General features: G+C 33.9%; 18 protein-coding genes, 1 tRNA gene and 7 pseudogenes. 13 read left to right on the top strand and 13 right to left on the bottom strand.

Annotation, left to right across the window (positions count from 1 at the left end):
- The first annotated feature begins 109 nt into the window (after positions 1 to 109).
- On the top strand, positions 110 to 661 hold the full coding sequence (locus JCM13188_RS17955) for an acetamidase/formamidase family protein (protein ID WP_279401405.1): 552 nt from the start codon (positions 110 to 112) through the stop codon (positions 659 to 661).
- Between the two features lie 131 nt (positions 662 to 792).
- A complete protein-coding gene (locus JCM13188_RS04995; protein ID WP_369404835.1) occupies positions 793 to 1,788 on the top strand; it encodes a DUF3231 family protein in 996 nt (331 codons plus the stop codon).
- 166 nt (positions 1,789 to 1,954) lie between these two features.
- On the opposite strand, the gene JCM13188_RS05000 is transcribed toward JCM13188_RS04995, so the two are convergent.
- Positions 1,955 to 3,058, bottom strand: coding sequence for a M14 family zinc carboxypeptidase (locus JCM13188_RS05000; RefSeq protein WP_279401433.1), 1,104 nt, complete (start codon positions 3,056 to 3,058; stop codon positions 1,955 to 1,957).
- A 258-nt stretch (positions 3,059 to 3,316) separates the two neighbouring features.
- On the opposite strand from JCM13188_RS05000, the gene JCM13188_RS05005 reads away from it, so the two are divergent.
- The 4 genes and pseudogenes from JCM13188_RS05005 to JCM13188_RS05020 all read left to right on the top strand — a co-directional run bounded on the left by JCM13188_RS05005 (position 3,317) and on the right by JCM13188_RS05020 (position 8,077).
- Positions 3,317 to 3,814 carry a GNAT family N-acetyltransferase gene (locus JCM13188_RS05005; protein ID WP_054752558.1) on the top strand — a complete coding sequence of 166 codons (498 nt, stop codon included), beginning with the start codon at positions 3,317 to 3,319 and terminating at the stop codon, positions 3,812 to 3,814.
- Between the two features lie 638 nt (positions 3,815 to 4,452).
- A pseudogene (gene merR, locus JCM13188_RS05010) lies at positions 4,453 to 4,846 on the top strand (mercury resistance transcriptional regulator MerR).
- Between the two features lie 24 nt (positions 4,847 to 4,870).
- Positions 4,871 to 6,512 (top strand): annotated as a pseudogene (gene merA / locus JCM13188_RS05015) (mercury(II) reductase).
- 242 nt (positions 6,513 to 6,754) lie between these two features.
- Entirely contained in the window at positions 6,755 to 8,077 is a 1,323-nt protein-coding gene (locus tag JCM13188_RS05020) for an ISL3 family transposase (RefSeq protein ID WP_054752560.1), read from the top strand.
- 187 nt (positions 8,078 to 8,264) lie between these two features.
- Here the strand turns inward: JCM13188_RS05020 and JCM13188_RS05025 are convergent, their stop codons facing one another.
- The 9 genes and pseudogenes from JCM13188_RS05025 to JCM13188_RS17965 form a co-directional block, all read right to left on the bottom strand.
- Positions 8,265 to 9,638, bottom strand: a complete 1,374-nt coding sequence (locus tag JCM13188_RS05025; RefSeq protein WP_279401406.1) for a nucleotide-binding domain-containing protein — start codon at positions 9,636 to 9,638, stop codon at positions 8,265 to 8,267.
- Positions 9,613 to 10,689, bottom strand: a pseudogene (locus tag JCM13188_RS17960) (SAVED domain-containing protein). The gene JCM13188_RS05025 and the pseudogene JCM13188_RS17960 overlap by 26 nt, the downstream one beginning before the upstream one ends.
- Before the next feature lie 449 nt (positions 10,690 to 11,138).
- A pseudogene (locus tag JCM13188_RS05040) lies at positions 11,139 to 14,118 on the bottom strand (type I restriction endonuclease subunit R).
- Positions 14,108 to 14,836: a restriction endonuclease subunit S gene (locus JCM13188_RS05045; protein ID WP_054752566.1), complete on the bottom strand. Its 729-nt coding sequence runs from the start codon at positions 14,834 to 14,836 to the stop codon at positions 14,108 to 14,110. The pseudogene JCM13188_RS05040 and the gene JCM13188_RS05045 overlap by 11 nt, the downstream one beginning before the upstream one ends.
- Positions 14,833 to 15,468, bottom strand: coding sequence for a restriction endonuclease subunit S (locus JCM13188_RS05050; RefSeq protein WP_054752568.1), 636 nt, complete (start codon positions 15,466 to 15,468; stop codon positions 14,833 to 14,835). The genes JCM13188_RS05045 and JCM13188_RS05050 overlap by 4 nt, the downstream gene beginning before the upstream one ends.
- Positions 15,465 to 17,471, bottom strand: a pseudogene (locus JCM13188_RS05055) (type I restriction-modification system subunit M). Before JCM13188_RS05055 ends, JCM13188_RS05050 begins: the two are co-directional and overlap by 4 nt.
- A gap of 35 nt (positions 17,472 to 17,506) precedes the next feature.
- Entirely contained in the window at positions 17,507 to 17,713 is a 207-nt protein-coding gene (locus tag JCM13188_RS05060; RefSeq protein ID WP_054752571.1) for a hypothetical protein, read from the bottom strand.
- A 791-nt stretch (positions 17,714 to 18,504) separates the two neighbouring features.
- Complete coding sequence (locus JCM13188_RS05065; RefSeq protein WP_054752573.1) at positions 18,505 to 19,359, bottom strand: RNA-guided endonuclease InsQ/TnpB family protein; 855 nt, start codon at positions 19,357 to 19,359, stop codon at positions 18,505 to 18,507.
- A 96-nt stretch (positions 19,360 to 19,455) separates the two neighbouring features.
- Positions 19,456 to 19,617 (bottom strand): hypothetical protein, encoded by a 162-nt coding sequence (locus JCM13188_RS17965; protein WP_279401407.1) that lies wholly within the window; start codon positions 19,615 to 19,617, stop codon positions 19,456 to 19,458.
- A gap of 924 nt (positions 19,618 to 20,541) precedes the next feature.
- On the opposite strand from JCM13188_RS17965, the gene JCM13188_RS17970 reads away from it, so the two are divergent.
- Together JCM13188_RS17970 and JCM13188_RS05070 are read left to right on the top strand one after the other, a co-directional pair.
- Positions 20,542 to 20,679: a hypothetical protein gene (locus JCM13188_RS17970; protein WP_279401408.1), complete on the top strand. Its 138-nt coding sequence runs from the start codon at positions 20,542 to 20,544 to the stop codon at positions 20,677 to 20,679.
- Between the two features lie 4 nt (positions 20,680 to 20,683).
- The gene (locus JCM13188_RS05070; RefSeq protein ID WP_054752574.1) at positions 20,684 to 21,043 is read left to right on the top strand and encodes a hypothetical protein; all 360 of its coding nucleotides are present in this window, start codon (positions 20,684 to 20,686) and stop codon (positions 21,041 to 21,043) included.
- 871 nt (positions 21,044 to 21,914) lie between these two features.
- Here the strand turns inward: JCM13188_RS05070 and JCM13188_RS05075 are convergent.
- Both JCM13188_RS05075 and JCM13188_RS05080 read right to left on the bottom strand, forming a co-directional pair.
- A pseudogene (locus JCM13188_RS05075) lies at positions 21,915 to 22,211 on the bottom strand (helix-turn-helix domain-containing protein); the annotation flags it as partial.
- 454 nt (positions 22,212 to 22,665) lie between these two features.
- The gene (locus tag JCM13188_RS05080; protein WP_054752578.1) at positions 22,666 to 23,676 is read right to left on the bottom strand and encodes a hypothetical protein; all 1,011 of its coding nucleotides are present in this window, start codon (positions 23,674 to 23,676) and stop codon (positions 22,666 to 22,668) included.
- A gap of 516 nt (positions 23,677 to 24,192) precedes the next feature.
- On the opposite strand from JCM13188_RS05080, the gene JCM13188_RS05085 reads away from it, so the two are divergent.
- From JCM13188_RS05085 to JCM13188_RS17985, 5 genes and pseudogenes are all read left to right on the top strand, one after another.
- Positions 24,193 to 24,384 (top strand): helix-turn-helix domain-containing protein, encoded by a 192-nt coding sequence (locus tag JCM13188_RS05085; RefSeq protein WP_054752580.1) that lies wholly within the window; start codon positions 24,193 to 24,195, stop codon positions 24,382 to 24,384.
- A gap of 153 nt (positions 24,385 to 24,537) precedes the next feature.
- Positions 24,538 to 24,609 (top strand): annotated as a pseudogene (locus JCM13188_RS21925) (Arm DNA-binding domain-containing protein); the annotation flags it as partial.
- A 6-nt stretch (positions 24,610 to 24,615) separates the two neighbouring features.
- Positions 24,616 to 24,807: a tyrosine-type recombinase/integrase gene (locus JCM13188_RS17980; RefSeq protein WP_500796490.1), complete on the top strand. Its 192-nt coding sequence runs from the start codon at positions 24,616 to 24,618 to the stop codon at positions 24,805 to 24,807.
- Positions 24,797 to 25,084, top strand: a complete 288-nt coding sequence (locus JCM13188_RS20425; protein ID WP_369404837.1) for a phage integrase SAM-like domain-containing protein — start codon at positions 24,797 to 24,799, stop codon at positions 25,082 to 25,084. Before JCM13188_RS17980 ends, JCM13188_RS20425 begins: the two co-directional genes overlap by 11 nt.
- Positions 25,014 to 25,586 carry a site-specific integrase gene (locus JCM13188_RS17985; RefSeq protein WP_279401409.1) on the top strand — a complete coding sequence of 191 codons (573 nt, stop codon included), beginning with the start codon at positions 25,014 to 25,016 and terminating at the stop codon, positions 25,584 to 25,586. The genes JCM13188_RS20425 and JCM13188_RS17985 overlap by 71 nt, the downstream gene beginning before the upstream one ends.
- 118 nt (positions 25,587 to 25,704) lie before the next feature.
- On the opposite strand, the gene JCM13188_RS05095 is transcribed toward JCM13188_RS17985, so the two are convergent.
- A tRNA-Ala gene (locus JCM13188_RS05095) sits at positions 25,705 to 25,777 on the bottom strand.
- Positions 25,778 to 25,800 lie beyond the last annotated feature (23 nt).

The following is a 25,800-nucleotide window of genomic DNA, read 5'->3' on the forward strand; positions in this document are numbered from 1 at the left end:
TTGGTATGGACAAACTGGGCAGGCGGATTTAATAGCTGGCAGAATGAAAAACTGAGTCTCACGAACGAAAAAGAACGTACAGTTAGACTGGGAATTAGATACTGAAACCATGACTGGAACGACTCGCATTGGAGATCGCGACCTGCGAATCGGGCTTAATCCTTTTATGGGACTTATGGGCGTTGCCCCAGCTGAACCAGGATTACATATAACAGCACCACCAAGACGTGTTGGCGGTAATATCGACTGCAAAGAACTAGGCAGGGGCAGCAGCCTCTTTTTACCAATTGAAGTAGAAGGTGCATTGTTTTCTATTGGAGATGGCCATGCAGCTCAAGGCGACGGTGAAGTATCAGGTACTGCCATTGAGGCTCCTATGGACGTAGTTGATGTGACATTAACGGTTCACGAAGATATGAGCTTGAATATGCCTCGAGCCTGGACACCATCTGGTTGGGTAACGTTTGGTTTTGATGAAGACTTAAATGAAGCAACTGCCACCGCATTAGATGAAATGGTATTGCTCATTCAACGCCTCTATGATGTTAAGAAGACTGAGGCAACTGCATTAGCTAGCACCGTTGTTGATTTGAGAATTACACAGGTAGTCAATGGTGTAAAAGGAGTTCATGCTGTCTTATCTCATGGGGCAATTAGATAAAAATTAAAAATAGCCATAAAAACTTAAGTATAGAGCTTTTCAACGAAGAACAGTATGAAGTTACTTTAACGTTAATAAATTCCATACAAAATGAACACAATAACATTAATATTATTGTGGAGTGATTAAAAATGTCTGATAACAAACAAATTAGATTGACCTCAAGTGAAATATCACAACTTTGGACTCAATATATGAATGACACAGCAAGCGTTTGTATGCTTACATACTTTCTAAATAAAGCAGAAGATCAGGAGATTAAAACTGTAATTGAATCAGCTCTTAACATATCCTTAACTCATATAGACGTAATCAAATCAATATTCAAAGAAGAAAAGTTCAAAGTACCTCATGGTTTCACTGTTGAGGAAGATGTAGATTTAGAAGCGCCTCGCTTATATGCTGATAGCTATGTCCTTCATTATATACATCAAATGGCTAAGATTGGCTTAACTAGTTACGCAGTCAGCTTATCCTATTCTGTAAGATCAGACATTACTGAGTTTTACCAACAATGCCTAGATGAGTCGCAAAATTTATATGAACAATCGAAAGACTTATTACTAAATAAAGGTATATTTATTCGATCACCATATATCGATGACATGGAGAGTATAGAATATGTTCAAAAACAAGGGTTTTTATGGGATGTGTTTGGAGAGAAGAGATCTCTAACAGCTTTAGAAATCACAAATCTATATGCTAATATTCAAAGAAATGCATTAGGGACCGCGACATTAATAGGATTTAGCCAAGTAGCACAAACTAAAGAGGTTACTGACTATTTTGTTAGAGGACTTGAAATCGCAAAGAAACATATAAAATTATTTAGTGAAAAACTCAAAGATGATGATTTACCAACTCCTATGTCTTGGGATTCTGAAGTCACTCATAGCACAACATACACATTTAGCGAAAGATTAATGATGTTCTATACAACTGCGCTCATCTCTCTAAGCGTTGGATATTATGGTATGAGTGTTTCAACAAGTCCAAGAGTAGATATTGGAATTATGTATAATCGACTAGCCGTTGAAATACAACTATACTCAGAAGACGGCGCAAATATCATGATTAAAACGGTTGGCTTGAACAACCACCTATGGCTTCAAACCGTAAAAATTTAGCGGATAAAAATAAAGAGAAGTAGTGAAGATTAACTTTAATCAACACTACTTTTTTATAAAACGATGATTAATCATTCATAAAGTATTCATGACTTCTCACCAAGCTATTTTCTCAATATGTGTCAGTTTAGTTTCTAATGTCTCTATCACAAGGGTCATTAGTTTTTTATCTTTCTGTTCCTGGAATGTTCTCATACTCACCTGGGTCGATCTCGTAAACAGACCCATCAGCAACACCTTCAACAATACCATATAAACCTGTTTCTACCGCTTTCACGAGCTGCCCCTTTTTCTTTTGACCAAAGGATTGAGTTTGTCCTGTTACTTCAAATAGGACTGAGCCACTTCCGTTTAATGCGAATGAACCTAAAGCTGTGCCCGGTAAATCTAAATCTTGAGGGTATAATGAAATATTGTTAAAAATTGAATTACCTACACCTTGAAGCGCTTGGTAAGCAGCTACATTCAACTGCTTAGCAAAATCACCGTTGTATTGATTAGCGTACTCGCTATATTTTGCGCCTTCCTCTGATTTTGGATCCGGTACAAAGACACCTGATAGTGATAACGTCACTTCGTCTTCTGTGCCCTCAACGTAATACTGTCCTTGATGATGAAGGTCTACAAACACATCAACTTTCCCAAACTCATCATGTGCTTCTTTATAAACATCTCTTACGGTTTGAGCTTCGGGCGTGATAAACCAACCCGGGCTAGCAGAATTACCTGGGAAGTCACTCGCTTGTGGAACATAATCCAAGTCAGGGTTGAAGTCACGGTTTACATCAAATCCTGGGTTTGATGCATAATCCCATATTTCGTTTTGCCATGTATAATAGTTCCAGGAGGGTTGGGCATTTTCTAGTTGAGGGAAATCCTCTACCACTTCTTCCCAAGACATGATATTTCCTCTACGATTAGCGTCAGATGCATCTGGGTTCATCATTGGCATTGCAATAATGGTTATCTCTTCGCGAAGCTGCTTGTATTTAGGAGAATTGTTTGTTGCTAGTTGCTTAAGCATATTTACTAATGCTACTGTTCCTGTCTTTTCATTACCATGAATTTCACTTTGAACCATAACCACCTTATCGCCATGACCTACCGTTGCCTTATAGATTTCTAGACCTTGGTTAGAATAACCAGCAACTTCTAAATTTAATACTCCATTACTAACCTCTTCGATTTTTTGAAGCTTCTGTGTTAATTCCGCATGGTCCGTAAAGCCTGATACTGAATACACTTGTTGATCAGGTGTACCTGGTGACATACCAGCTGCTACTGTTAAAGGTAATAATAAGCTTGTACCTACCAATACAGAACTACACAGTAAAGTGAAATCCTATCGTTTTTTAGACATGAACTCCCTCCTATAAAAGTTTGTGATAATTACTATTCTGATTTTGTCGAATTTAATTATTGAAACATAGCCTGATGAAAATGTGACCATCGTATTATTTTAAATTTTTACTTATCTATATCATTTGGCTTATGTTATAGTAATAAAAATAAATCCAGGAGGGATTATATGAACTTGAACCTTTCCACTAAGAGGCTTAAGCTTCGACCCTTTACAATGAACGACGCATCTCACGTTTATGAACTCGCTAATGATCCAGCGATCACCGAAACTACACTTAATATACCTTATCCATATACATTAGAAGATGCTGAGGAATGGATAATAATGCCTGACGATTCCAGGAAAAATGGGATTTATCCGTTTGCGATTGTTTTAAAAGAAGAAAACCAACTCATTGGAGCCATGACCATCGGAGTCAATCAACGCCACAAACGAGGTGAGTTGGCTTACTGGGTTGGCCAAAATTATTGGGGGCAAGGGTATGCTACTGAGGCTGCTGAACGCATTGTTCAATTCGGAATTCAAGAACTACTTTTACATAAAATGTGGGCTCAAGCATTGACCTTTAATCCAGCGTCGGCAAAAGTCATGCAGAAGATTGGTATGAAGAAAGAAGGAACTTTAATAGACCATTTTTATAAAATGGTGAGTTTTAAGTGTTGATGTATATGGAATGAGTGTTTAGAGGTAACTTAAGGAAAATGGAGCATATCGGGCTCGAACCGATGACCTTCTCACTGCCAGTGAGGGTTATGTAATAACTATAGGTTCCTTTGAGTTTTTTAGTGTCCTTATGTTCCTAGGAAACTGACTTTGCGTTACCTTTAGTGTCCAAATGTAACCTATGCTAAACTCCAATTTGATGACCACAAAAATGACCACAGAATATATTGAGATGTAGAATCATTTGCCTATAGATTTGATAGTATATTATTTTGCTTATATCTGAACCATTATTCGTTCAATAAATAGTTGATATTTTTCATATAATAGCAATTTCGGATGACCGTATCAATTTAAAGTAGCAAATCTAAAATACTAGAAGGCGAGAATGTCTATCTCGCCTTTAAAATTCTTATTATTTATTAAGGGTCTTCGGAATATATAGTGGAATTACTTTTTTAATAGTTTAAAAACAACTGGTGTTTAAATCGGATTTTCTAGTGGGATGTTAGGACAATCAATAGTATTATAAAAGTATCAATCACATACGAGTGATACGTTGGGAAAAATAAAATAGTCCAATTTACTTGACCGTGTACTATGGTACACGGTTTATAATATTCATGGGGTGAAATAAGATGATTTACCGCATTAGTGAGTTTGCAGAAAAATGTGGCGTTAATAAAGAAACGATTAGATATTACGAGCGAAAAAAATTTACTACAAGAACCTCACCGAACGGAAGCTGGTTATCGGATATATTCATATGATGACGTTAAGCGTGTTGGGTTTATTAAACGAATACAGGAACTTGGATTTTCTTTAAACGAGATTTATAAATTACTTGGTGTTGTAGATAAAGATGAAGTTCGTTGTCAAGATATGTTCGAATTTGTTTCTAAAAAACAAAAGGAAGTTCAAAAACAAATAGAGGATTTAAAACGAATTGAAACTATGTTAGACGACTTAAAACAACGATGTCCAGATGAAAAGCAATTACATTCGTGTCCAATAATAGAAACATTAACATGAGAGATTAACGAAAGGGGCTTTATTATGAATAAATTTAAGGTAAACATTCAAGGAATGACCTGTGCGGGTTGTGAAAAACACGTTGAATCAGCACTTGAAAAGATAGGTGCTAAAAATATTGAGTCTAGTTTTCGTCGTGGTGAAGCAGTATTTGAACTACCCAATGATATTGAGGTTGAAAGTGCAATAAAGGCGATTGATGAAGCAAATTACAAAGCCGGAGAAATTGAAGAAGTATCGTCACAAGAAAACGTGGCGTTAAGTAATGAAGACAATTATGACCTTCTTATTATTGGTTCTGGTGCTGCTGCCTTTTCATCGGCAATTAAAGCTATAGAATACGGTGCAAAAGTTGGAATGATTGAGCGTGGAACGGTTGGGGGAACCTGTGTGAATATTGGCTGTGTTCCGTCAAAAACTCTTCTTAGGGCAGGGGAAATCAATCATTTATCAAAAGACAACCCGTTTATAGGTTTACAAACATCCGCTGGAGAAGTGGATTTAGCTAGTTTAATCACGCAAAAGGATAAATTGGTGAGCGAACTTCGGAATCAAAAATATGTGGATTTAATTGATGAATATAATTTTGATTTAATTAAAGGTGAAGCAAAATTCGTTGATGCTAGTACGGTTGAGGTCAATGGGGCAAAGTTATCTGCAAAACGCTTTTTTAATTGCAACAGGTGGATCTCCTTCGTTGCCCCAAATTTCAGGACTTGAAGAAATGGACTATTTAACTAGTACAACACTTCTTGAGTTAAAGAAAATACCAAAACGATTAACTGTAATTGGTTCAGGATACATTGGAATGGAGCTTGGACAACTATTTCATCATTTAGGTTCAGAAATAACGCTTATGCAAAGAAGTGAGCGACTTTTAAAGGAGTATGATCCTGAGATTTCAGAGTCAGTTGAAAAAGCGTTAATTGAACAGGGTATAAACCTTGTCAAAGGGGCAACTTTTGAGCGTGTTGTACAAAGTGGAGAGATAAAAAAGGTTTACGTAACAGTAAATGGCAGTAAAGAAGTTATTGAATCAGATCAGTTACTTGTTGCCACTGGAAGAAAACCAAATACGGATTCTTTAAATTTAAGTGCGGCAGGTGTTGAAACCGGAAAAAATAATGAAATCCTGATCAATGATTTTGGTCAAACAAGTAATGAAAAGATTTATGCAGCAGGAGATGTGACGTTAGGACCGCAATTTGTATATGTAGCAGCCTATGAAGGTGGAATTATTACTGATAATGCTATCGGTGGGTTAAACAAAAAAATAGATTTATCGGTAGTCCCTGCTGTTACGTTTACGAATCCAACGGTTGCAACGGTTGGTTTAACAGAAGAACAAGCAAAAGAGAAAGGGTATGATGTGAAGACATCTGTATTACCTTTAGATGCTGTTCCAAGAGCAATTGTAAACCGTGAAACAACCGGTGTATTTAAACTAGTAGCAGATGCAGAAACACTAAAAGTATTAGGAGTTCATATTGTATCTGAGAATGCAGGAGATGTCATCTATGCAGCATCATTAGCTGTTAAATTTGGCTTAACGATAGAAGATTTAACAGAAACCCTAGCACCATATTTAACAATGGCTGAAGGGCTAAAATTAGCTGCACTTACGTTCGATAAAGATGTTTCGAAATTATCTTGTTGTGCAGGCTAAGGGAACTTTTTTTTACAATTCCCTATTCAAGTGAACCAGCTAATACTGTACTAAAGTGTGCAGTAGTTTAGCAAAGTCTACAAAAGGATTTCATACACTATTTTGCGATCACCCATTATATAAATGCTTTAAGGGGTTTTCTAAGTGCATTTGTGGTCACAAAAATAATTTAACACTGATGATTTCGACATCAAATCTATATTTGATACCTTAACACCGCAGAGTAATAAAGGATGAACAATATGTCAGACTTATTATCCCTACCAGACATTAAAACAATAGAATCACCACAAGAAAATGAAACCGATATGATGTTTAAAGTTGAAGCAGTCGGACCACCTGAACGTTGTCCTGAATGTGGTTTTGACAAGTTGTACAAACACAGTTCAAGAAATCAACTAATTATGGATTTGCCCATTCGTTTAAAGCGAGTGGGCTTACAATTGAACCGTAGACGATACAAATGTCGTGAATGCGAATCTACCTTCTGGGAACGCCTAGTATCTGTAGATGAAAAGCGTAGTATGACCAAAAGGCTTTTAAAGTCTATTCAAGAGCAATCCATGTCTAAGACCTTTGTAGAAGTCGCAGAAAGCGTTGGCGTTGACGAGAAAACTATTAGGAACGTTTTTAAGGACTATGTGGCACTCAAAGAACGTGAATACCAGTTTGAAACTCCTAAGTGGCTTGGGATAGACGAGATACATATTATCCGAAGACCTCGGCTTGTATTGACTAATATTGAACGCAGGACTATTTATGACATCAAGCCTAACCGTAACAAGGAAACAGTCATCCAACGTCTTTCAGAAATCAGTGACAGGACTTATATTGAGTACGTCACAATGGATATGTGGAAGCCCTACAAAGACGCAGTGAACACTATCCTTCCACACGCTAAAGTGGTCGTAGATAAGTTTCATGTAATTAGAATGGCTAATCAAGCCTTAGATAACGTCAGAAAGTCTTTGAAAGCTCATATGAGCCAAAAAGAAAGACGTACCCTTATGCGTGAAAGGTTTATCCTTCTAAAGCGTAAACACGATCTAAATGAACGTGAATCATTCCTCTTAGAGACTTGGTTAGGTAATCTTCCTGTCTTAAAAGAAGCCTATGAACTCAAAGAAGAGTTTTACTGGATATGGGATACTCCTGATTCAGATGAAGGTCGTCTTCGTTATAGTCAATGGAGACACCGTTGTATGTCCAGTAACTCTAAAGATGCATATAAAGACCTCGTGAGAGCCGTAGACAACTGGCATGTCGAAATATTCAACTACTTTGATAAAAGGCTCACTAACGCTTATACGGAGTCAATTAACAGCATTATTAGGCAGGTAGAGCGAATGGGTAGAGGTTACTCGTTTGATGCCTTACGAGCCAAAATCCTTTTCAATGAGAAGCTCCATAAAAAGCGTAAGCCACGATTTAATTCAAGTGCTTTCAATAAAGCTATGTTACACGATAATTTCAATTGGTATGAAGTGAATGATCATAACATTACAGACAACTTTGGTGTCGATTTTTCCACACTTATTAAGAATTTGGAGAAGGGTGATTTATAAGCCCTTTTCCACCATAAAACCGAATACCCTTTATTAATAAATGAATAGGAGTAAATTCTATTTCTGAGCATACTTCAGTATTTTGTTTTTTAATTCTTTATCTTGATTTAAAAACTTTGAAGATTAATTTGTTCCACCTAATCATTCTTACAATTGTTTTTGGAAATTAATAATGGGGATTAAATTATTATGAAACTTTAATTGGTACCCCAATTCTTTGTTTCGCAACACATATACCTTCTTTAACAATGTAACATTCGACATAATGGTCTCCTTTAAATAAAGTAGGTTCAAAATGACTAAGTTCATCGGTTTGTTCAATTTGACCTCGAATACAGTCTTCTCTTTTGGCAACATCACCACGGTTTTTAACTTTCCAATACACATTATAAGGAGATGGTACATTTGTAGAAGCCATAAATTTCAAATAACAACCTGGAAGTAATAATTTCTTCTGATTAAGCAACGAATGTAGCCAAACAGTAGATTTATTTTTTTGTAAAACCTCACATTTTAATTCTAATTGATATTGGATGTTAATAGGGAATTTATTATAAATAAACTCTTCTGTTTCTTTATAATCATAGCGTTCGTCCATTTCTGAAGTAGCAAAAGATTTTGACACACTTGATTTGTTATCTTCCCTCTGCTCAGCCCAATAATCATGATTAAAAACTCTCCCCCATGCTTCAATCGCTTGATTATAAGTACATGATGATGTAAATAAAATATCTAATTTTGACAATTTATCTTTAAGACGGTTATAAAGGTTGTCCATTTTTGTACTATCTTTACTTACAAGTTTTAAACTTTTTGTTGAATCTGTTGGATTGTACACCTCTTTATTATACGCCAATCTGTCTTTAATAGCCTTAATAGTATAATAGAATCGTTCATCTATTCGTTCATATGTTTGAAATTGTTCGTTAGCTAAGACACTCTGAATCAGGCCACCAGGCATATTCTTCCAACCATCTCTTGATTTCGAGAACATTTTTAATAACCTTACTACTTCCCTTAGCTTATAATCCTTTTCTTTATTTTGTTCCAAGAACCATTGTGTTAAAGAACGTGGATCTCTTTCTCTCCATTCACTGCCGCAATGCTCATAGATATATTTCTTTCCGTCCTTATATCTTCTGTATATAGCGAAGTCAATATGATATCCCTCTGCATAGACAATCCTTACACAATTAGTCTTCGCTTCTGGTTCAACTTTAAACTGGTTGGTTTTCTTTTTAAGTGCATTCACAACCACATTTTTAGTAGCGGTTGTTCCAGGTGGCAAGTTATCTTTTTCAAAGACAATTGCTACGTCAATGTCATAGTCATTACTATCATTCTGAATAACAGTAGACATAGCAACACTCCCTTGAACAATCGGCTCTTCCGCAAATTTATAATCTGTTCCTTTTTCTTCGTTATACTCTATTAATCCATCCTTTAAACGGTTTATATTTAAGTTCTTTTTAGTAAAAAGTGAATCCCTTCCACTTTTAGGTAAGACAACATAATTTTTATAAAACGTATTTAATTTACTTTGAAGGTCGTACATCTTCATTTAAATCCTCCTTTAAGACTTTTATTTCAATTGGTTCTTCAATCTTTTTTAAAGTTATTACCCAATTATACTTAGGAAATGATTTTCTAACATAGTTGTACACCTTAATTTCAGCATCCATTCTCGGTGAGATTGCACTTCCTAATAGAAATGCTAATGATGTTTGTCCTGAATAGAACAAATGAATTCTATTAAGTTGAGGAAACTTTTGATTGATTTCATCCAATAATCGTCTAAATTTATCTTTATAATCACGAAGTTGTTCATTGCTGATAATCGCATTTCTGTGGGGATGATCTATATATAAGTAAAACGAATTTAGGTCCTCCAAACCAAGCCCTCTAAGATCAGAGTCTTCAATAGGGTAGGTTATTCCAATTTTGATTATTACTTCCCTCGTTTCTCCTAAGCTCTGACTTATTTCATTCTTTTCTATTAATAATGCAGGGTACCCACCCTTTCGATCTTCAATTTTTTTCCCATGCTAACTTAACTTGGTTCCATTCAAAAATAGAATATTTGATTTATCTGCTAACTGATAGCCAATCAAAAAGACTAATGGAATATGTGCTAATCCCAAATATGCGAGCTCACTATCGTCACTTCCTTCAAAACGATTAAGTAATCTTTGGGTTATTTTCTGTTGCTCTCTCAGAGCATGTTGTAAGTTATGTTTATCTATTATTTTAAGTTCTTCTGTTTGATTTAATTGATACACTTCTATGTTGTAATTGGTCAGTTCTTTTCCTATGTTTAAATAGCTTACAGATTCTATAGAAGAATGCCGAATCTGTAACATATTTTGTTTCTTTACTTTATCCCTTGTTTTAAAATAAAACCAAAAGGCAGAAGCTGTTAAACATCCACCAACAATGACAGTGGTTATTAGATAGCCATAATGAATAGTACCCCCTGGTAATTCTATTTTAAGGTTGAAAACATCATTTATAATAGAAATAAAAGGGTTTAACCACCAATTTTGTGTAAATCCAGATGAAATAATTAATAATCCTGTTGAAAGAAGCAACATTGTTACTTTCTTTTCAAACATTCCTTTAAATACACTTTTAATTAATGCGAAGATTTTATTCACCCCTTAATTATATCTCCTAACAAATGGTTATAGTATTATTTTACCATATTTTGAAATTCAAATTTGAAACACATTATATAATATCTAGACAAGAATATTAATCATTTAAAACTGTTAATAAATCTAACGCTTCCGTTAGCCAACCTAAAGATGAAATAAAAAACTACTTACAAACGTTCTAGCAAGCGTAAGGTTCTAAAATAGTTCCAGTTACCTATAATTCAATAAGTACGAAACCTCTCGATGCATGAACCTATTGCGTCCTTTGGTTAATGCTACAATACATTATTAGTCAGCTATTTTTCAGGTTATAGACTTTCAATCACTACTAATAGTATTAACATCAAAAACAGTCTATCACAATACTCCCTTGATAGACTGTCTTTTGTGTATTCATTATTAACTTGTTACCATTCTTCATAAACTTCTTCAAACATGTAATTCATAACTGTATTCTTAAAGTCACTATTCTCCAACATTTTCATAAAGAATTCTTCGTTTGTTGTCATTCTATCAATTACAATATCCAAAAACGCCTCTTCATAACTAAATTTAAAATTGTCTTTCGTATTCACTTTTGCTTTTTGAGCTAAGTCTTCATTATTGATTATATCCTCTTTAATTTGATCAAAGGATAATTTATCTGTTTCTGTAAATTCCGTTCCGAATCGATCATTAAGACGCTCTATAATGGATGATAATCTTTCTTTTTCTTCTTCTGGTGTTGCACTTGCACCGAACGAGGTTGGTTTTAACTTGTGATCCTCACCAGATTGTAAGGAGATACTGCCTTCAAATACTTTTTCATTTTTATAATAGGCGAGGGCAACATCATCAGCTAAATCAACACCATCAGAGAGGTGTTTAGGTAATTTTTTAAATAAATAATTTAAGTATACATATAACTTATGAAGCTCGATATCAGCAAACGGACCTATTTGAAGTACAAATGAATATGTTCTTATAAATTTGGAACATGCAGATTTAAAGTCATCTTGTTGTTCTGAATTTAAGTCTTCATTAAACCGTTTTAACCCAAGATCTAATAATGAATTGAGTTTTTCTTGTAATCTCGAATTCCTTTTATTGTCGCTATACTCCAAATTCGCAATTTCATCAACTTCTTCGTTTGAATATACTTGATAAGCATCTAATTCTGTTTGAATATCATAGAGGATATTCGGATCTGTAGTATCCTCTACTTGCGTCACCTCGTAATACGGTTCAAATGCTTTTTGAATATCTTCCGCTTCATTAACAAAGTCCAAGACAAACGTATCATTTTTACCCTTACATGTACGATTCAATCGAGATAGGGTCTGAACTGCTTTGATTCCGTCCAATTTCTTATCAACGTACATCGTATGAAGAAGCGGTTCATCAAAACCCGTTTGATATTTCTCAGCCACCAATAAAACTTGATAGTCATCGCTGTGAAACTTATCGGGTAATTCTCCTTCGCTAAACCCATTCATTTCTACTTCAGTATATGGAACACCATTATCATCTACCGTTCCAGAGAATGCCACGACTGATTGCAAGTCAGTATAACCTTTCTCAGTGATGTATTTGTCAAAAGCATGTTTATATCTAACCGCATGAAGTCGACTACTAGTCACCACCATTGCTTTGGCTCTTCCACCTATTTTATGTTGAGTCACTTGCCTGAAATGTTCAACCATAATTTCAGTTTTTTGAGCAATATTGTGTGGATGTAATGAGACATAGCGTGCAATTGCTTTCGATGCTTTTTTACTTCCAACTTCAGGATCATCATCAATCTGTTTCGCCAGCTTAAAGAATGTCTTATAAGTGACATAATTCTTTAGCACATCTAAAATAAAACCTTCTTCAATAGCTTGTCGCATGGTGTATTCATGGAATGGCCTCGGTAGTCCATCATTTCCTGGTGTTCCGAATTTTTCAAGTGTTTTTGGTTTAGGTGTAGCGGTAAAAGCGAAGAAAGAGATATTTTCTTGTTGACCACTTTTAGCAATTTCCTCAAGAATTCGGTCTTCAGCATCTTTTAATTCGTCTTCCGCTATTTGCTCTTCTTCCATCGCTTCCTCTAACGTTTTATTGGATAATAGACTTGTCATTGCTCTTGCTGATTTACCACCTTGTGAAGAATGTGCCTCATCTATAATAATGGCATATTTCCCTTTTGATATTTCATTCACTTGATCGATGATAAAAGGGAACTTTTGGAGTGTTGTCACAATAATCTTTGCCTTATTTTTGATTGCTTGAGCTAACTGTTCTGAGTTTTTTTCAATTTTTCCACAAATCCTGTCTTGTGTTCAAGCTGGTATATCGCATCCTGTAATTGCTTATCTAAAAACGCGTCTATCGGTAACAACAATCACACTATCAAACATGGCTTCATCGTGTTCATCATGTAATTTTGCCAACCGATGTGAGAGCCATGAAATGCTATTTGTCTTACCTGATCCTGCTGAATGTTGGGATAAATAGCTTTTACCTGCTCCATTCTTTTTAACATCTTCTTCAATTTGTCGAACAGCATCAAGTTGATGATAACGAGGAAAGATCACCGTTTCCCTTTTGTCTATGACTTCTCCATTGCTATCTTTGATGTCTTCTTCTTGCACAAACATAAAACGAAAAAGAATGTCTAACAAGCTATCTTTATGCAAAATATCTTTCCATAAATACGACGTTTTGTAATCGTTATAAACAGTTGGGTTGCCACGACCACCATTGTTTCCCCGATTAAAAGGTAAAAAGAATGTCTTATCTTCGCTCACTCGTGTAGTCATATATACCTCATCTGGATCAACTGCAAAATACACTAAAGCACGTTTTTTTAAATTGAAACAATAATTCATTGGGGTCACGGTCCTTTTTAAACTGCATCTTGGCATTATCCACCGTTTGACCTGTTAAATGGTTTTTCAATTCCATCACAATGATGGGTAAACCATTCAAAGAAAGGAGGACATCAATGCTGTTGTTATTCTTCTGGCTGTAGTACACTTGTCGACTGACTGTAAAGAGGTTTTGTTCATATTGCTCCCACAGTGTTCGATTCATTGTTGAAACAGGCTTATTATAGGCTAACGTCAACTTAACGCCATAATCTTTGACTCCATGTCTCAAACAATCAATCATGCCTCGACTTGAAAGCTCTTTTGATAAACGATGAATAATCTTTTGCTTATAGTTTTCTTTATATGCCCGCTTCAACTTTTCCAACTGTTTTGGCTGAGTCGCTTCTAAAAACTGAAAGAATACCTCTGTATCGATGGCATGTTGTTTAAATTCATCCAACGATTCTCCAGTCAATTTACGCTCAATATAACCTGAGCGAACCAATTCAGATTCAATATTTTCTTCAAAACCTTTTTCAGTATAATCAATCGGCATGTGCCTCCTCCTTTCTTTCCAGTGGATAGTCACGTACATCTATTTTTCCAGTAACCGCTTCATAGATGAGAGATTGGCGGTATTCTTCGAACTTTTTAATTTGACGAGTTATATCAATTATTACTCTATCAATATTATTTATTTCCTCTTCAATATAATTTGAAATATTCTTTTGTTCTTCTAAATCTGGGGAAATTGGAAAATAAATATTGCCAACTTGCGAAAAGTTCAACCCCTCTCTGGAACTACCATTTTGGCTTCTATCTATCTGATCTTTAACTGTTTGAGAAACCATTAATTTTGAAAGCAGTGATGGATAAATTTGAACTTTTGAAGGTCGAATAATACATACATGTTGATTGACATTTGCATCTGGAAAACCTGTGGGTACAATACAAGACCGTCCAATGGAAGCTCCAGTTATATTCAACAATATATCATTTGAAATAACTCTTGTTGATTTCATATCATAATCTATTTTTTTATCAATATAAACTACATCATCTAACTTCAACCCTTTATTATGAACGTTCATACTTCTTATAAAAACTACTCCATCTGAACTATAAACTTCACTTCCACCTTTAGGTGTTTTTCCACTACCTATGAATGTAGAAATATGTTTTATTTTTTTTACACTCCATTTTTCGGGTATCATGCCCAGCCAAGTTAGTTCGGAATCCTTCATCTTAACATCAGGGTCTAACCCTTTTGTCACCGCTTCTGTAATGATTGCTTGCCTTTTTCCTCTAAAAGCTCTATTAAACGTTCTTTATCAGCAATTAAATCATCAACCTCTGATGTTTTTTGATCGAGGAAATCTGCTATTTTTCTTTGCTCATTCAATGGTGGAACAGGCATTTTTATTTTCCCTTGAGCCTGTTTGTTAAGTATTCCTACTACAACCTTATTTGAATATTTTTCATATTCTTGTTCTGATGCAATAGTACAGTATAATCCATATCTATTATTCCATTCCTCATTGTCAAAAATTATAGAGTTAATTTGTTGATTTGTCGCACACTCAACACTATTAATTCCAACTTTACCTACAGACCCTATACAGCAAACTAATGCAGAGTATGGTGGAATTAACCTTGCCTTTTTCACCCCAACCCCACTTAATTTTTCCTTTGTTTCTGAAATCCTGTGGTTCTCTAAAATATTGTCTGGTTTCACCCATGGTACATATCCGTTCTTATAATTTTCTTCTTGTGCTTTAGGGGGGGTGTTTCCAGTAACTAAACTTGCCAATCTATCTAATTTATGAATCTCCCAAGTTTTAGGAATCTCCCCCATCCAACTAAGATTTTCTTTTGTATATTCTAAGTATTGATTATATTGTTTCACCCCATCACCTTCTTCAATTTATCCATAATGCTTTCTTCCAATTCACGAATTTCATTTGAGACTTCCTCTGAACTTCTCAGATTTGTGTATTGATAAAATGTCTGGTGAACGGAATCTCATAACCAATTTTGATGGTTTCCTCATCCATCCATGCATCTGGTACATGGGGTTTCACCTCGCGTTCGAAATATTCATGGATGTCTTCTTTTAAAGGAATGTTTTCCGTATCTCTTAGGTCTGGATCTGGTTCGGGATTGTCTTTTTTATCTGTACAAATTTCAGCTGTCTCATCTTTTTCAGATAGTGCCGATAAAACAGCCTTTTTTAAGGTAGCATTCAACTTAATGTTTGCATTCTTAAAGGCATCAGTGAGTAATTTTTCAAATTCTTCTCGGTTTTGTATAGTTCATCGCTTTCTAATTCCTGAAGGGCGGTGACGATTAATTGTTGTAGTTTTTCACCTTCTTCAACTTCTTTTACTCCCGCTTCACCTTTTTTCTTAGATTTAACTAAATTCTGAAATGCTTTTTCATCATTGAGACGATGAATGCGGCCATCATCAACTTTAAAATTCAAACGTAACGGTCGTTCAATAGTGACTTTTCGATAACCGAAGTCTTCATTGTCAAAAACCTTGCTATACTCATTTTCACTAAATTCTCCGTAAAGCTGTGTGATATTATTGATATCCGCTTCATCTAATTCATGACGTTTTTGCCCCAGGCTCTTCTTCATCTTTTTATAAAACTTCGTACCATCCACTAATTGAATTTTTCCTTTTCGATGAGCTGGCTTATTATTTGTCAGAATCCATATGTAAGTGGATATACCAGTGTTATAAAACATTTGATCAGGCAATGCTACAATGCTTTCCACTAAATCATGCTCAATTAGATATTTACGTATATTACTTTCCCCAGACCCTGCATCTCCTGTAAATAATGGGCTTCCATTAAAAACAATAGCAATACGTGATCCATTTGGGTTTTCCTCTGACAAAGGCTTCATTTTCGATACTAAATGCTGCAAGAATAGAAGTTGACCATCATTAATCCTTGGAAGGCCCGCACCAAAGCGTCCATTATAGCCTTGATTCTCGTGTTCTTCTGTTACCGCCTTTTTGACAGGTTTCCATTCCACCCCAAATGGTGGATTCGTTAATAAATAATCGAATTTCTGATTCGAGAACTGATCTTGAGACAATGTATTTCCAAATGCGAGGTTTTTGGCTTCTTCACCTTTAATAAGTACGTCAGCTTTACAAATTGCATATGATTCTTCATTAAATTCTTGACCAAAAAACTTTAAGCTAGCAGAGGGATTATGCTCACGAATATATTCTGAAGCAACTGAACCCATTCCACCGGTACCTGCACAAGGGTCATATAACGTCTTAGTGATTCCTTCGGTTGTGAACACCTCATCATCGTTAAGGAACAACAGATGGCACATTAGCCGTATAACTTCTCTTGGTGTGTAGTGGTCCCCAGCTTCAGCGTGTTCATTGAAGCGTCTGATCAGTTCTTCGAAAATATAACCCATTTCTATATTTGATACTGTTTCAGGATGTAAATCAATCTCACTGAACCGTTTGACGACAAGATATAGCAAGTCATTTCGGTCCATTTTTTCGATTTGTGTATCAAAGTTAAAATAGTCGATAATGTCTCTTGCCGTTTGCGAAAAGCCATTTATGTAATCTCGTAAATTATCAGCAATGTTGTCTGAATCACTTAATAGTTTTTGAAAATCATATTTACTAACATTATTAAACTTCTGTTTCGATGTTCGATTTAAAATCTCGTCACGTGACTCTTCAGGTAAGTTCTTATATTTATCATATTGCGATAATACATCTTCCTTTGTTTCTTCTAGAACACAATCAAATCTTCTTAAAACAGCCATCGGTAAAACAACTTTACCGTAATCTTCTTTTTATATGGCCCACGCAAAATTTCAGCTATTGACCATATAAAATTGACTTTATCATTAAAGTTCTTCATATTTTTACCGCTCCCTTATTCCATTCCATTGTTTATTATTTTTCAGGCATAATTAATATCTGCAAGCCTTTATCTACTCCGTAATCCCACATCTTTATAAAAGGACTTGTATTATCAGGCAAAATAAACGTTCTTTCTTCTAACGGTTTAATAGGTTCTTCACTACCTTTACAACCATGTTTAAACGTAGCTGGGTGAATTAATATTTCTCTTCTACTATCATTATAATATGTTATTTTCATTATTAACCCCCTTGCAAAGATAAAGCCTCTCAGTTATTCTCCATCAAAATACTTAATAAAGTATAGTTCAATTATATCAACAAATTACAGCTTTTGCCATGAGTCAATAACAGTCTATATAGCTTTGAGAAATCGAAAAATTCAACAAGACATGTAATAAAATTCTAGCAGTTCATAAACATAAAGTCAGATGCTTTTACGATGAATCAAATTTATATTAATCAATGTTGGTTTCCTGACTGTATTTTACTTAAAGGTGATTTTAAAAGTTTGTATTATAAAATGGGGGTTAAATTGTAACGCAATTTAAGACTCACTTTCATTGTTATTTTAACGTTTATATTTATTTTGATTAATTATTTACACACTAAAATGTAACCTAATTTGTAAATCTACAATAATTCTTGTGAACCTGAAAAATCACGAACAAAACTAAGGAAATTTTTAACTAAAAAAGAGCAAATTCCATTTAGGAAAAAGCTCACTTTTTTGAAAAAGCATAAGGTTATAAATAAAGTAGATAAAGAACCAGCAAATTTTAATGTAATCATTTTCCACCGATTAAAATATCCTGAAGGTAATGATTTTAATATGCCATTTTACTAAAAATATATTTACTTATATAATTTAATAAAGAATTTAAATGGGTATGTTTCGGAGGGTCGCAATTAATTCATGCGTTAATGGCATTTAGCTATCATACCCTTATTAATCAAGTTTCCGATGGCCACGCCATTGTTGGAGGACCCCACAGCCTCGTCCTATAGGTAGTATATAACTCCTATGGCCAATCACTTTGTGATTGTAGTTGCACTCAATACGTTAGTTGCACCGATAATATCACGATGACTAACATAACCACATTGAATGCATCGATAAGTTCTAGTATTTGTTTTATTTTTTCTTTTACATTTTGGGCAACTTTGCGAAGTATATTTTGGATTCACAAGTTCGACTTGTATCCCCGCATCTTCACATTTATATTGAATATATTGACTCAATCGATAAAACGACCATTGATGTAATCTTAATGTGTTTTTCTTGTCTGTTTTAATATCTCTAATACCAGTTAACTTTTCCATTTTTAATAATCTTACATCGTTCTCTTTCAAGTAATTCACCAATTCCCGACTTAACTGATGATCTTGTTCCCTCATCCACCTTTCTTCCTTATTAGCTATTTTTTTCACAAGGTATGATTTATTTTGATTTATTAACTCCTTTCTTTTGCTTCTAAACCATCGTCTTCTAAAGGCGAGATACCTGCCATTACCGATAAACTTTATTTTCCCATTTGATGTCTTGACTACGATGGGGCACTTTATCCCTAAATCAATTCCTGCGATATTCTCAACTTTAAGTGGTTCAAGAGTGGAATTATCTTTCAGCACAATCATTGCAATCCACTTATTATTAATCTTTTTGATGGTGACTAACATTGCCTGTAATCTTCGAAGTTGTTCCCTAATGTAATCACCTCTACTGTTTAGATTTGCTTTGATTACCTGTGCACGCCCCCACCCATCAGCAGTTAAAAAAGTAACAGATATTGCATCATCGTAGACTTTTAATGTTTGTCCTTGCCATTGACAGATATGTTTTTTGACAATTGGTTTTAAATGATAACCCTTTTTGGGATATATCATGGTATTTATAGGCTTCTCGAATTGCCTGATTCTTCATAGAGGACGGTAGAGGAGTATCAATATCCTTCGTTGTTTTATAGATTCTACTTTTAGCCTCTACCATTCTTCGATTAACTCATTAATCAGTTTCGTACGTTCTTTTGCCATGTGATTTAGATTTTCAATCTGATTAGGTGTTGGAAATATCTTAATTTTAACTGTACGGTACTTTACATTTTTCCGCATTGTATCCTCTTTTAATAAATTTGCTTTGTTCATAGGCCATTAACACCCCCTTTTTGAGTTTAGGTAATAATAGGCAACTCTCATTATTCTAGAATGTCTAAAAACATAAATTTATTAAATTTATTTATTATATGATTTCATTGCAACCATCTATCTTCTGTTTTAAACCAATAGTGTCATGAACCCAACTGTATTATTCTGTCTTAATTAAACTAACTTTGGTGATCATTTTCCTCTCATTTAGTAATTTACTTAGCTGTTTATTTTTAATTCAATACCTTCAATTACTTTGCAAGATTATTACATTTTTAGATGAGTAAACATTAAGATAAATGAAATTACCTATTTCAAAATTAGACCCCAACTTATTACATTGACTATATGAGATTACACAATTAAAAGAAGGAAATATACTTACTAAAGGGAAGTGAAAGAAAAAAGAACGAAGCTAAGATGAAAAAGAAGTAAAGATTATTTTGGTTTTAACTATTATTTTATCGATGGTTGAATAATATTTATTCTATTAAGTATAAATTTTGAGCAGAGTAATAGTGGAGTATTTGGGCAACCAGAAAAGTCAGGTTTTTTTGGTTCAGAAGCAACAAAGAATTCTTCAGATTATTGAAGATGTCTTATAGGGGGAAGTCTCCTAGCTCAATGAACCAGATGAGTTTAAAAATGAGCAATAAAAATAAAATCTAAAAGGACTTAGATAAAAATCTAAGCCCCAAATTATCATATTTTACATCGATTAATATTACAAATAAAAGTTAGGTTCCTACTAACTCAATCTTTAACGATGTTTAAGCGATAATATCAATGCTATAAATGACATTACGATTGCCACACCAGAAATTATAAAAGTTGCTGTAGTCATATTTATCACCTCCGTTTCAGTTATAATTTTCATTTATTTATCTACTATAAAAATATGAAACTATTAAAGGGGGAATCATTATGAACCAACAACAACTTATGAAAATGAAGCCAGAAGAGCGTGTTGTGTATGTAAATGAGATGTTAAAAAAAGAGACAACTGATCACTTAAAAAAATGTAGCTCAAAAGCACGGCATCTCTCCTTCAAAATTCAGTAAAATCATGAGAGAAGGAAATTATCAATATCATCAAGCAGAGAAGGAGTATTATAAGTTACTGACCCTTGAAGAGTACAAATCAATGATGTCAAGAACAACTTCCCATTCGGACGATCTAATAGATTTCCTGAATGCCCACCAAGATGAACTGAAGAAACTTTTAGAATATACAAAAACGCAACCGATTATAGATCCTGAAGTTTATGACCCGAAATCAAAAACACAAGTCAAAAGTATTCAAATAAATTCTGATATTTATGAACGGTTCACAACGCTGCAATCAACGAAATTTCCTCACTTTCGTTTAAACATGCTATTCAGTCAATGTTTGCTTGAATTCATAAAAAATATGAATGACTTATAAATCCTCCAAAAGTGGAGGGTTTATTTAATTGTTTGAAACATCCTCTTTAAAGTCATACAACTTATTGTTATAAAGAAAAACACCTGTCCTCATTAGTACGAGAACAGGTGTTAGCACTTATAAAAAATGTTGTTTTTGTTTAAAGCTAATACTCATTATTTTTCACCACCATTGATTTAAACCTAGTTGTTCTTTTATGAATTTAAGAAATTATGGTTTTTAAAGTTTGAACAAAAACAGACACCCCTGAGTTTGACAGCTAGGGTGTCTACTTTTGAACACTTGTGCTGACCCCTATTGAGTAAGCTAAGTCTATAACATGAAGGGCAGTTCGTCACAACACGAACTGTCTTTCATCTAAATTATATCTCTATTTTATTGAAATAACAAAAAGAAATAAGAGCTCCTCAATTGTTTCGCATTGATTTAGCTATTTGATGCTAAAACTATTAAGTTATAAATTAGATTATTTTTTTCCATGATATCTTTTGTAAAATTCTAATTCCTTCAATAATTTTCTTTGTTTTGGTGACATTGTAATCTCTGGTAAAGGAATATTTATCTACGATAGCCTTTATCCCTTTTATCCTTTGCATCATTCACTAGTTGTTCAAATATTTTAATTAATTCTTCATTAAGGCTTTGAGAATTATCATATAGGTATTTTTCAGTTACCTGAAAAAACTTCTCGAAGATAATTTCCTACTTGTTCTTCACTCAGTTGCCTTATCGAAGAATAAACTTCTTCCTTATTTAATTTATTCAATACGTACCAACCTTTCTGTACTTAAAAGTTTTAATACTGTTTTGTTCTTGACTCTACTGAATTTAGTAGGCCAGTTAATCTTTAACCAGCCTACTTTTTACATTCCTAACCTTTTCGATTGTGATTTTGCATTACTTCCTGATAGTATTTAATCATTTTCAGTAAATGATTAATTTCTTTATAACTATCAACGTTAATTCCTTTTATCTCTTCATTTATTTTTGCTTTGTATGTGTACTCTTCTGAAACCCCTATTTGATACTTGATTAAATCGTTTTCTGTCAGCTCGAAATAGTTAATAACATTTTGAACGAATGAATATGACGGCATTTTACGATCACCTTTTTCAAGACGATATACATAAGATGGACTGCAACTAATTCCTCTCCCTGTTTCCTCAAAAGTAACTCCTTTTTTGCCCTAGCTTCTTTTAGCAAACGACTAAAATCTAAATTACTGATTTCCATATTTCTTTTCCCCTTCCTTATTCACTGGTAATAACACCAGACCTGTTTTTTCAGTCTACTTATTCTAGTTAAATATCTAAGTATTAATAACTAAGAGAATTAATAGTTCATACCCTATGAACAAGCAATGTTTATTATTTACGTTTGTTTTATCTACCCCATTTCCTATAGTCAATGGAAAAGAAAAAAACACCTGTAGTCAATTGACTATCAGGTGTTGAAATGTTGTTTTATTGATAATTATTGCTTTTATTCAATGTATCCACCACATTTAATTTATGCTTCTTGAGAGTTGTTTTACCTTTGATATTTTTACACTCTAATGTTATATCTATTTTAAATGAAAATCAACTGGTGAACTAAATTTATGAATTTAAGAAACCAATTCCTTAAATTTGAAAGGGATTTTTGAAATACGGAGGAAAGTCCTTACGATTTTTGGGGATTAGAACAGGATTTACATCAATGGATTCCAAATCCTTGATAATTTGTCTGTACGTCGGTGCTGACATATGTTTTTTTGGAGTATCTATTGTACCTTTAGAGACGGTAGTTAGGAATTTGATTAGTTTTTCTTTTCTGTTCCTAGTATAAGAACTGTTTTTAACCACTTTCTTAGCTTCATAGACCTTATAAAAATCACCTAGTCTAAAAATTGAAAGAATGTTTTTTTTCATATAATACTCCCACATTGAGTCCACAAAATAAACAGAAAGTTTCTTTGATTGGCTATGTCCCTTTGAATCTTCTCTTTTCATCGAGTTTAAATGCTGGTTATGTAGTCTTAACTCATACCTGAGAATATTTCGCTCATAAGGTAATATTATCTCATTATTAGCCCTTCTTTCTGCTTCTTTGTCATACACAATAATTTGCACACTGTTGTTTTTGTGATATTGACTTGTTTCATATTTTAGTGGCTTCCCATTTTCGTCTTTCCCCCACTTAACCTTAACCTTAAAACGGTATAGGCTTGTATACTTCTCAAACAAGAAAAACAGTAACTTTCTATCTGTGGCTGAAGGAATGCATATGTCATATTTGTAGTCTATTCTCGTTAAAACATGTTGATCGAAGTATTCAGCAGAACCACAATATTGATCAAAAAATGTTCTTAAAATACGTTCAACCTCGTGATAATCTGTTTCTTTAATGGTGCCACGAGATAATAGTTTTGTCACATCTACTTTGCATTTAACTGTCCAATCGTTGTCACAGTTAAATATTATTGAACTAATGACTAATGCTTGATTTAATTTTTGTTTTAATCTCTGATTTAATTTTTCAACCGCAGCTTTAATGTAAGTAAATTGGTTTAAGTTAATATTGTTTAAGGTGAATAGTTGCTGTAAATCTTGGTTATTTACACCATTTACGTAGAAACTAAAGGTATGTATCATTTCATTTTTCCTCCTTACGGGAACGGGTTATCCCTTTGTACATCTAGCATTACAGGATTATTTTTTTCCCGACCCTAACTAATTTAATAGATTTCTTATCACATTCATTGGAATGTGAATAAGGCATGCTATTCAATTATGAAAATATTATTCTCTTAATAATGTTCTAGGGTTTTTACCATAAAAGCACATGAGGTTTTTATTAAAAAGTGAGGTAAAAATTATTTATGGGGGTCGAACCAAATAAAATGGACAAAATCAAATAGGTTGGTATAAACTTTAATTAAAGATAATAACTTTACACTGTACTTCTTTCATCACCCAAGTGTAGTAACCTCAGTTATCACCCTCTCATTAAATTTCACTTTTTTAATTTCGTTCTCGCTGATCAAACCTTAATTCATAGAAGGAGGTATTAGAAGCTATTGAAAGATAATTAATTATATTTTAAAACCCTCATTTACCCCCCCAAGTTGGTTATTCCAACAATAATCCACGTCAGAAAGGAAGTTCCACATGAATAATACTCATCAAACAAACTACCCTCAAGTTTTAAAAGTAGAAGATATCCAAAAAATACTAAAAATTGGCCGACGACAGGCTTATGAATTAGTCCATTCCAATACTTTTCGTACTATTCGAATTGGAAAATCCATCCGTATCCCAACTAAGAGTTTTTTTGATTGGATTAATGAACAGAGTGCTTAATTGACAAGGAAGTAATTATAGAAGATGATTGAGATATGGCAAATGACTGCTACATCTCAATTTGGGGGTGTAGTCAATACACCTCCTTTGTTTTATGAAAATAAAATAGGAGAGATGTAAAATGTCAATTCATAAAGATAAAAAAGAGGTACTTATTACTTTGTTATAAGTAATCCAGAAGGATACCCAAAACAAATTAAAAGACGGGGATTTAAAACTAAAAAGGAGGCTATGCAGCAACAAACGTTAATTTTACATGAACTTAATCAAGGTACTTATGTAGCGACTTCAAAGATGAAATTGGATGAATTAACACAGAAATGGTTAAGAAAGAAAAAACATGAGGTTCAAGATGTAACTTATAAAGCATACGTACACCTCATTAAGACTCATATCTTGCCGTTTTGGTCAAATGCAAATTGATAGAATTAAACCTCTAGATGTGGAAGATTTCTATTTTCATTTGTACGATGAGAAAAACCTTTCAAAAAGGTCAGTTCAGAAAATCCATACCATAATTAAAAGTGTTTTTAGCTATGCTAGAAATATGGATTTAATCTCTAGAAATCCGTTGGACAGAATTTCCAGGCCAAAAAGCGACTCACAAGAAGTAAGTGTGTGGGACAAACATGAGCTCCAGTATTTTTGGAGAATACAAAAGGGACCCATTCTTCATTGCTTATCAACTAGCCTCTGTTGAAGGAATGAGACAAGGGGAGATTTTAGGCTTGAGGTGGCAAGATATTGATTTTGAAGGTCAAAGGTTAACAATACAACAAACATTGTCCAATGATGGTAAGACAATTAAGCCAGGTGCTAAAAATAAAACCAGTAAACGCCAGGTAGCTTTCACCAAAGAAACCTTAATCGCTCTTAAAAGTCATAAAGAAAAACAGGAACAAATTAAGGTTAAAACTGGGGACGTTTACAATGATAAACTGGATTTAGTTGTCTGTACAAGTCTCGGTTCACCAATTAATCCAAGCAATCTAAGGAGATCATTTAATCGCAACATAAAAAGACTTCATGTGAAAAAAATCCGGTTCCATGATTTGAGGCACACGCACGCCACGCTATGTTTAGAGTTGAACATTCATCCAAAAATTGTAGCGTCAAGATTAGGTCATGCAAATACTAGAATGACTTTAGATACTTACAGTCACTTATTGCCATCATTTCAAAATGGAGCAGTAGAAAAATAAGTCAAGGTTTTTTGATTAAGGATGTTTGATGACCAAAAATGACCACACAATAATTCGATTAAATTATTCAACTCTTAAAAATAAAACAAACCCTTGATATATCAAGGGTTTAAGCATATGGAGCATATCGGGCTCGAACCGATGACCTTCTCACTGCCAGTGAGACGCTCTCCCAACTGAGCTAATGCCCCTAAACAAGATTTATTATAGCAAA

Source organism: Piscibacillus salipiscarius JCM 13188 (genome assembly GCF_001311865.1).
Classification (GTDB): domain Bacteria; phylum Bacillota; class Bacilli; order Bacillales; family Alkalibacillaceae; genus Piscibacillus; species Piscibacillus salipiscarius.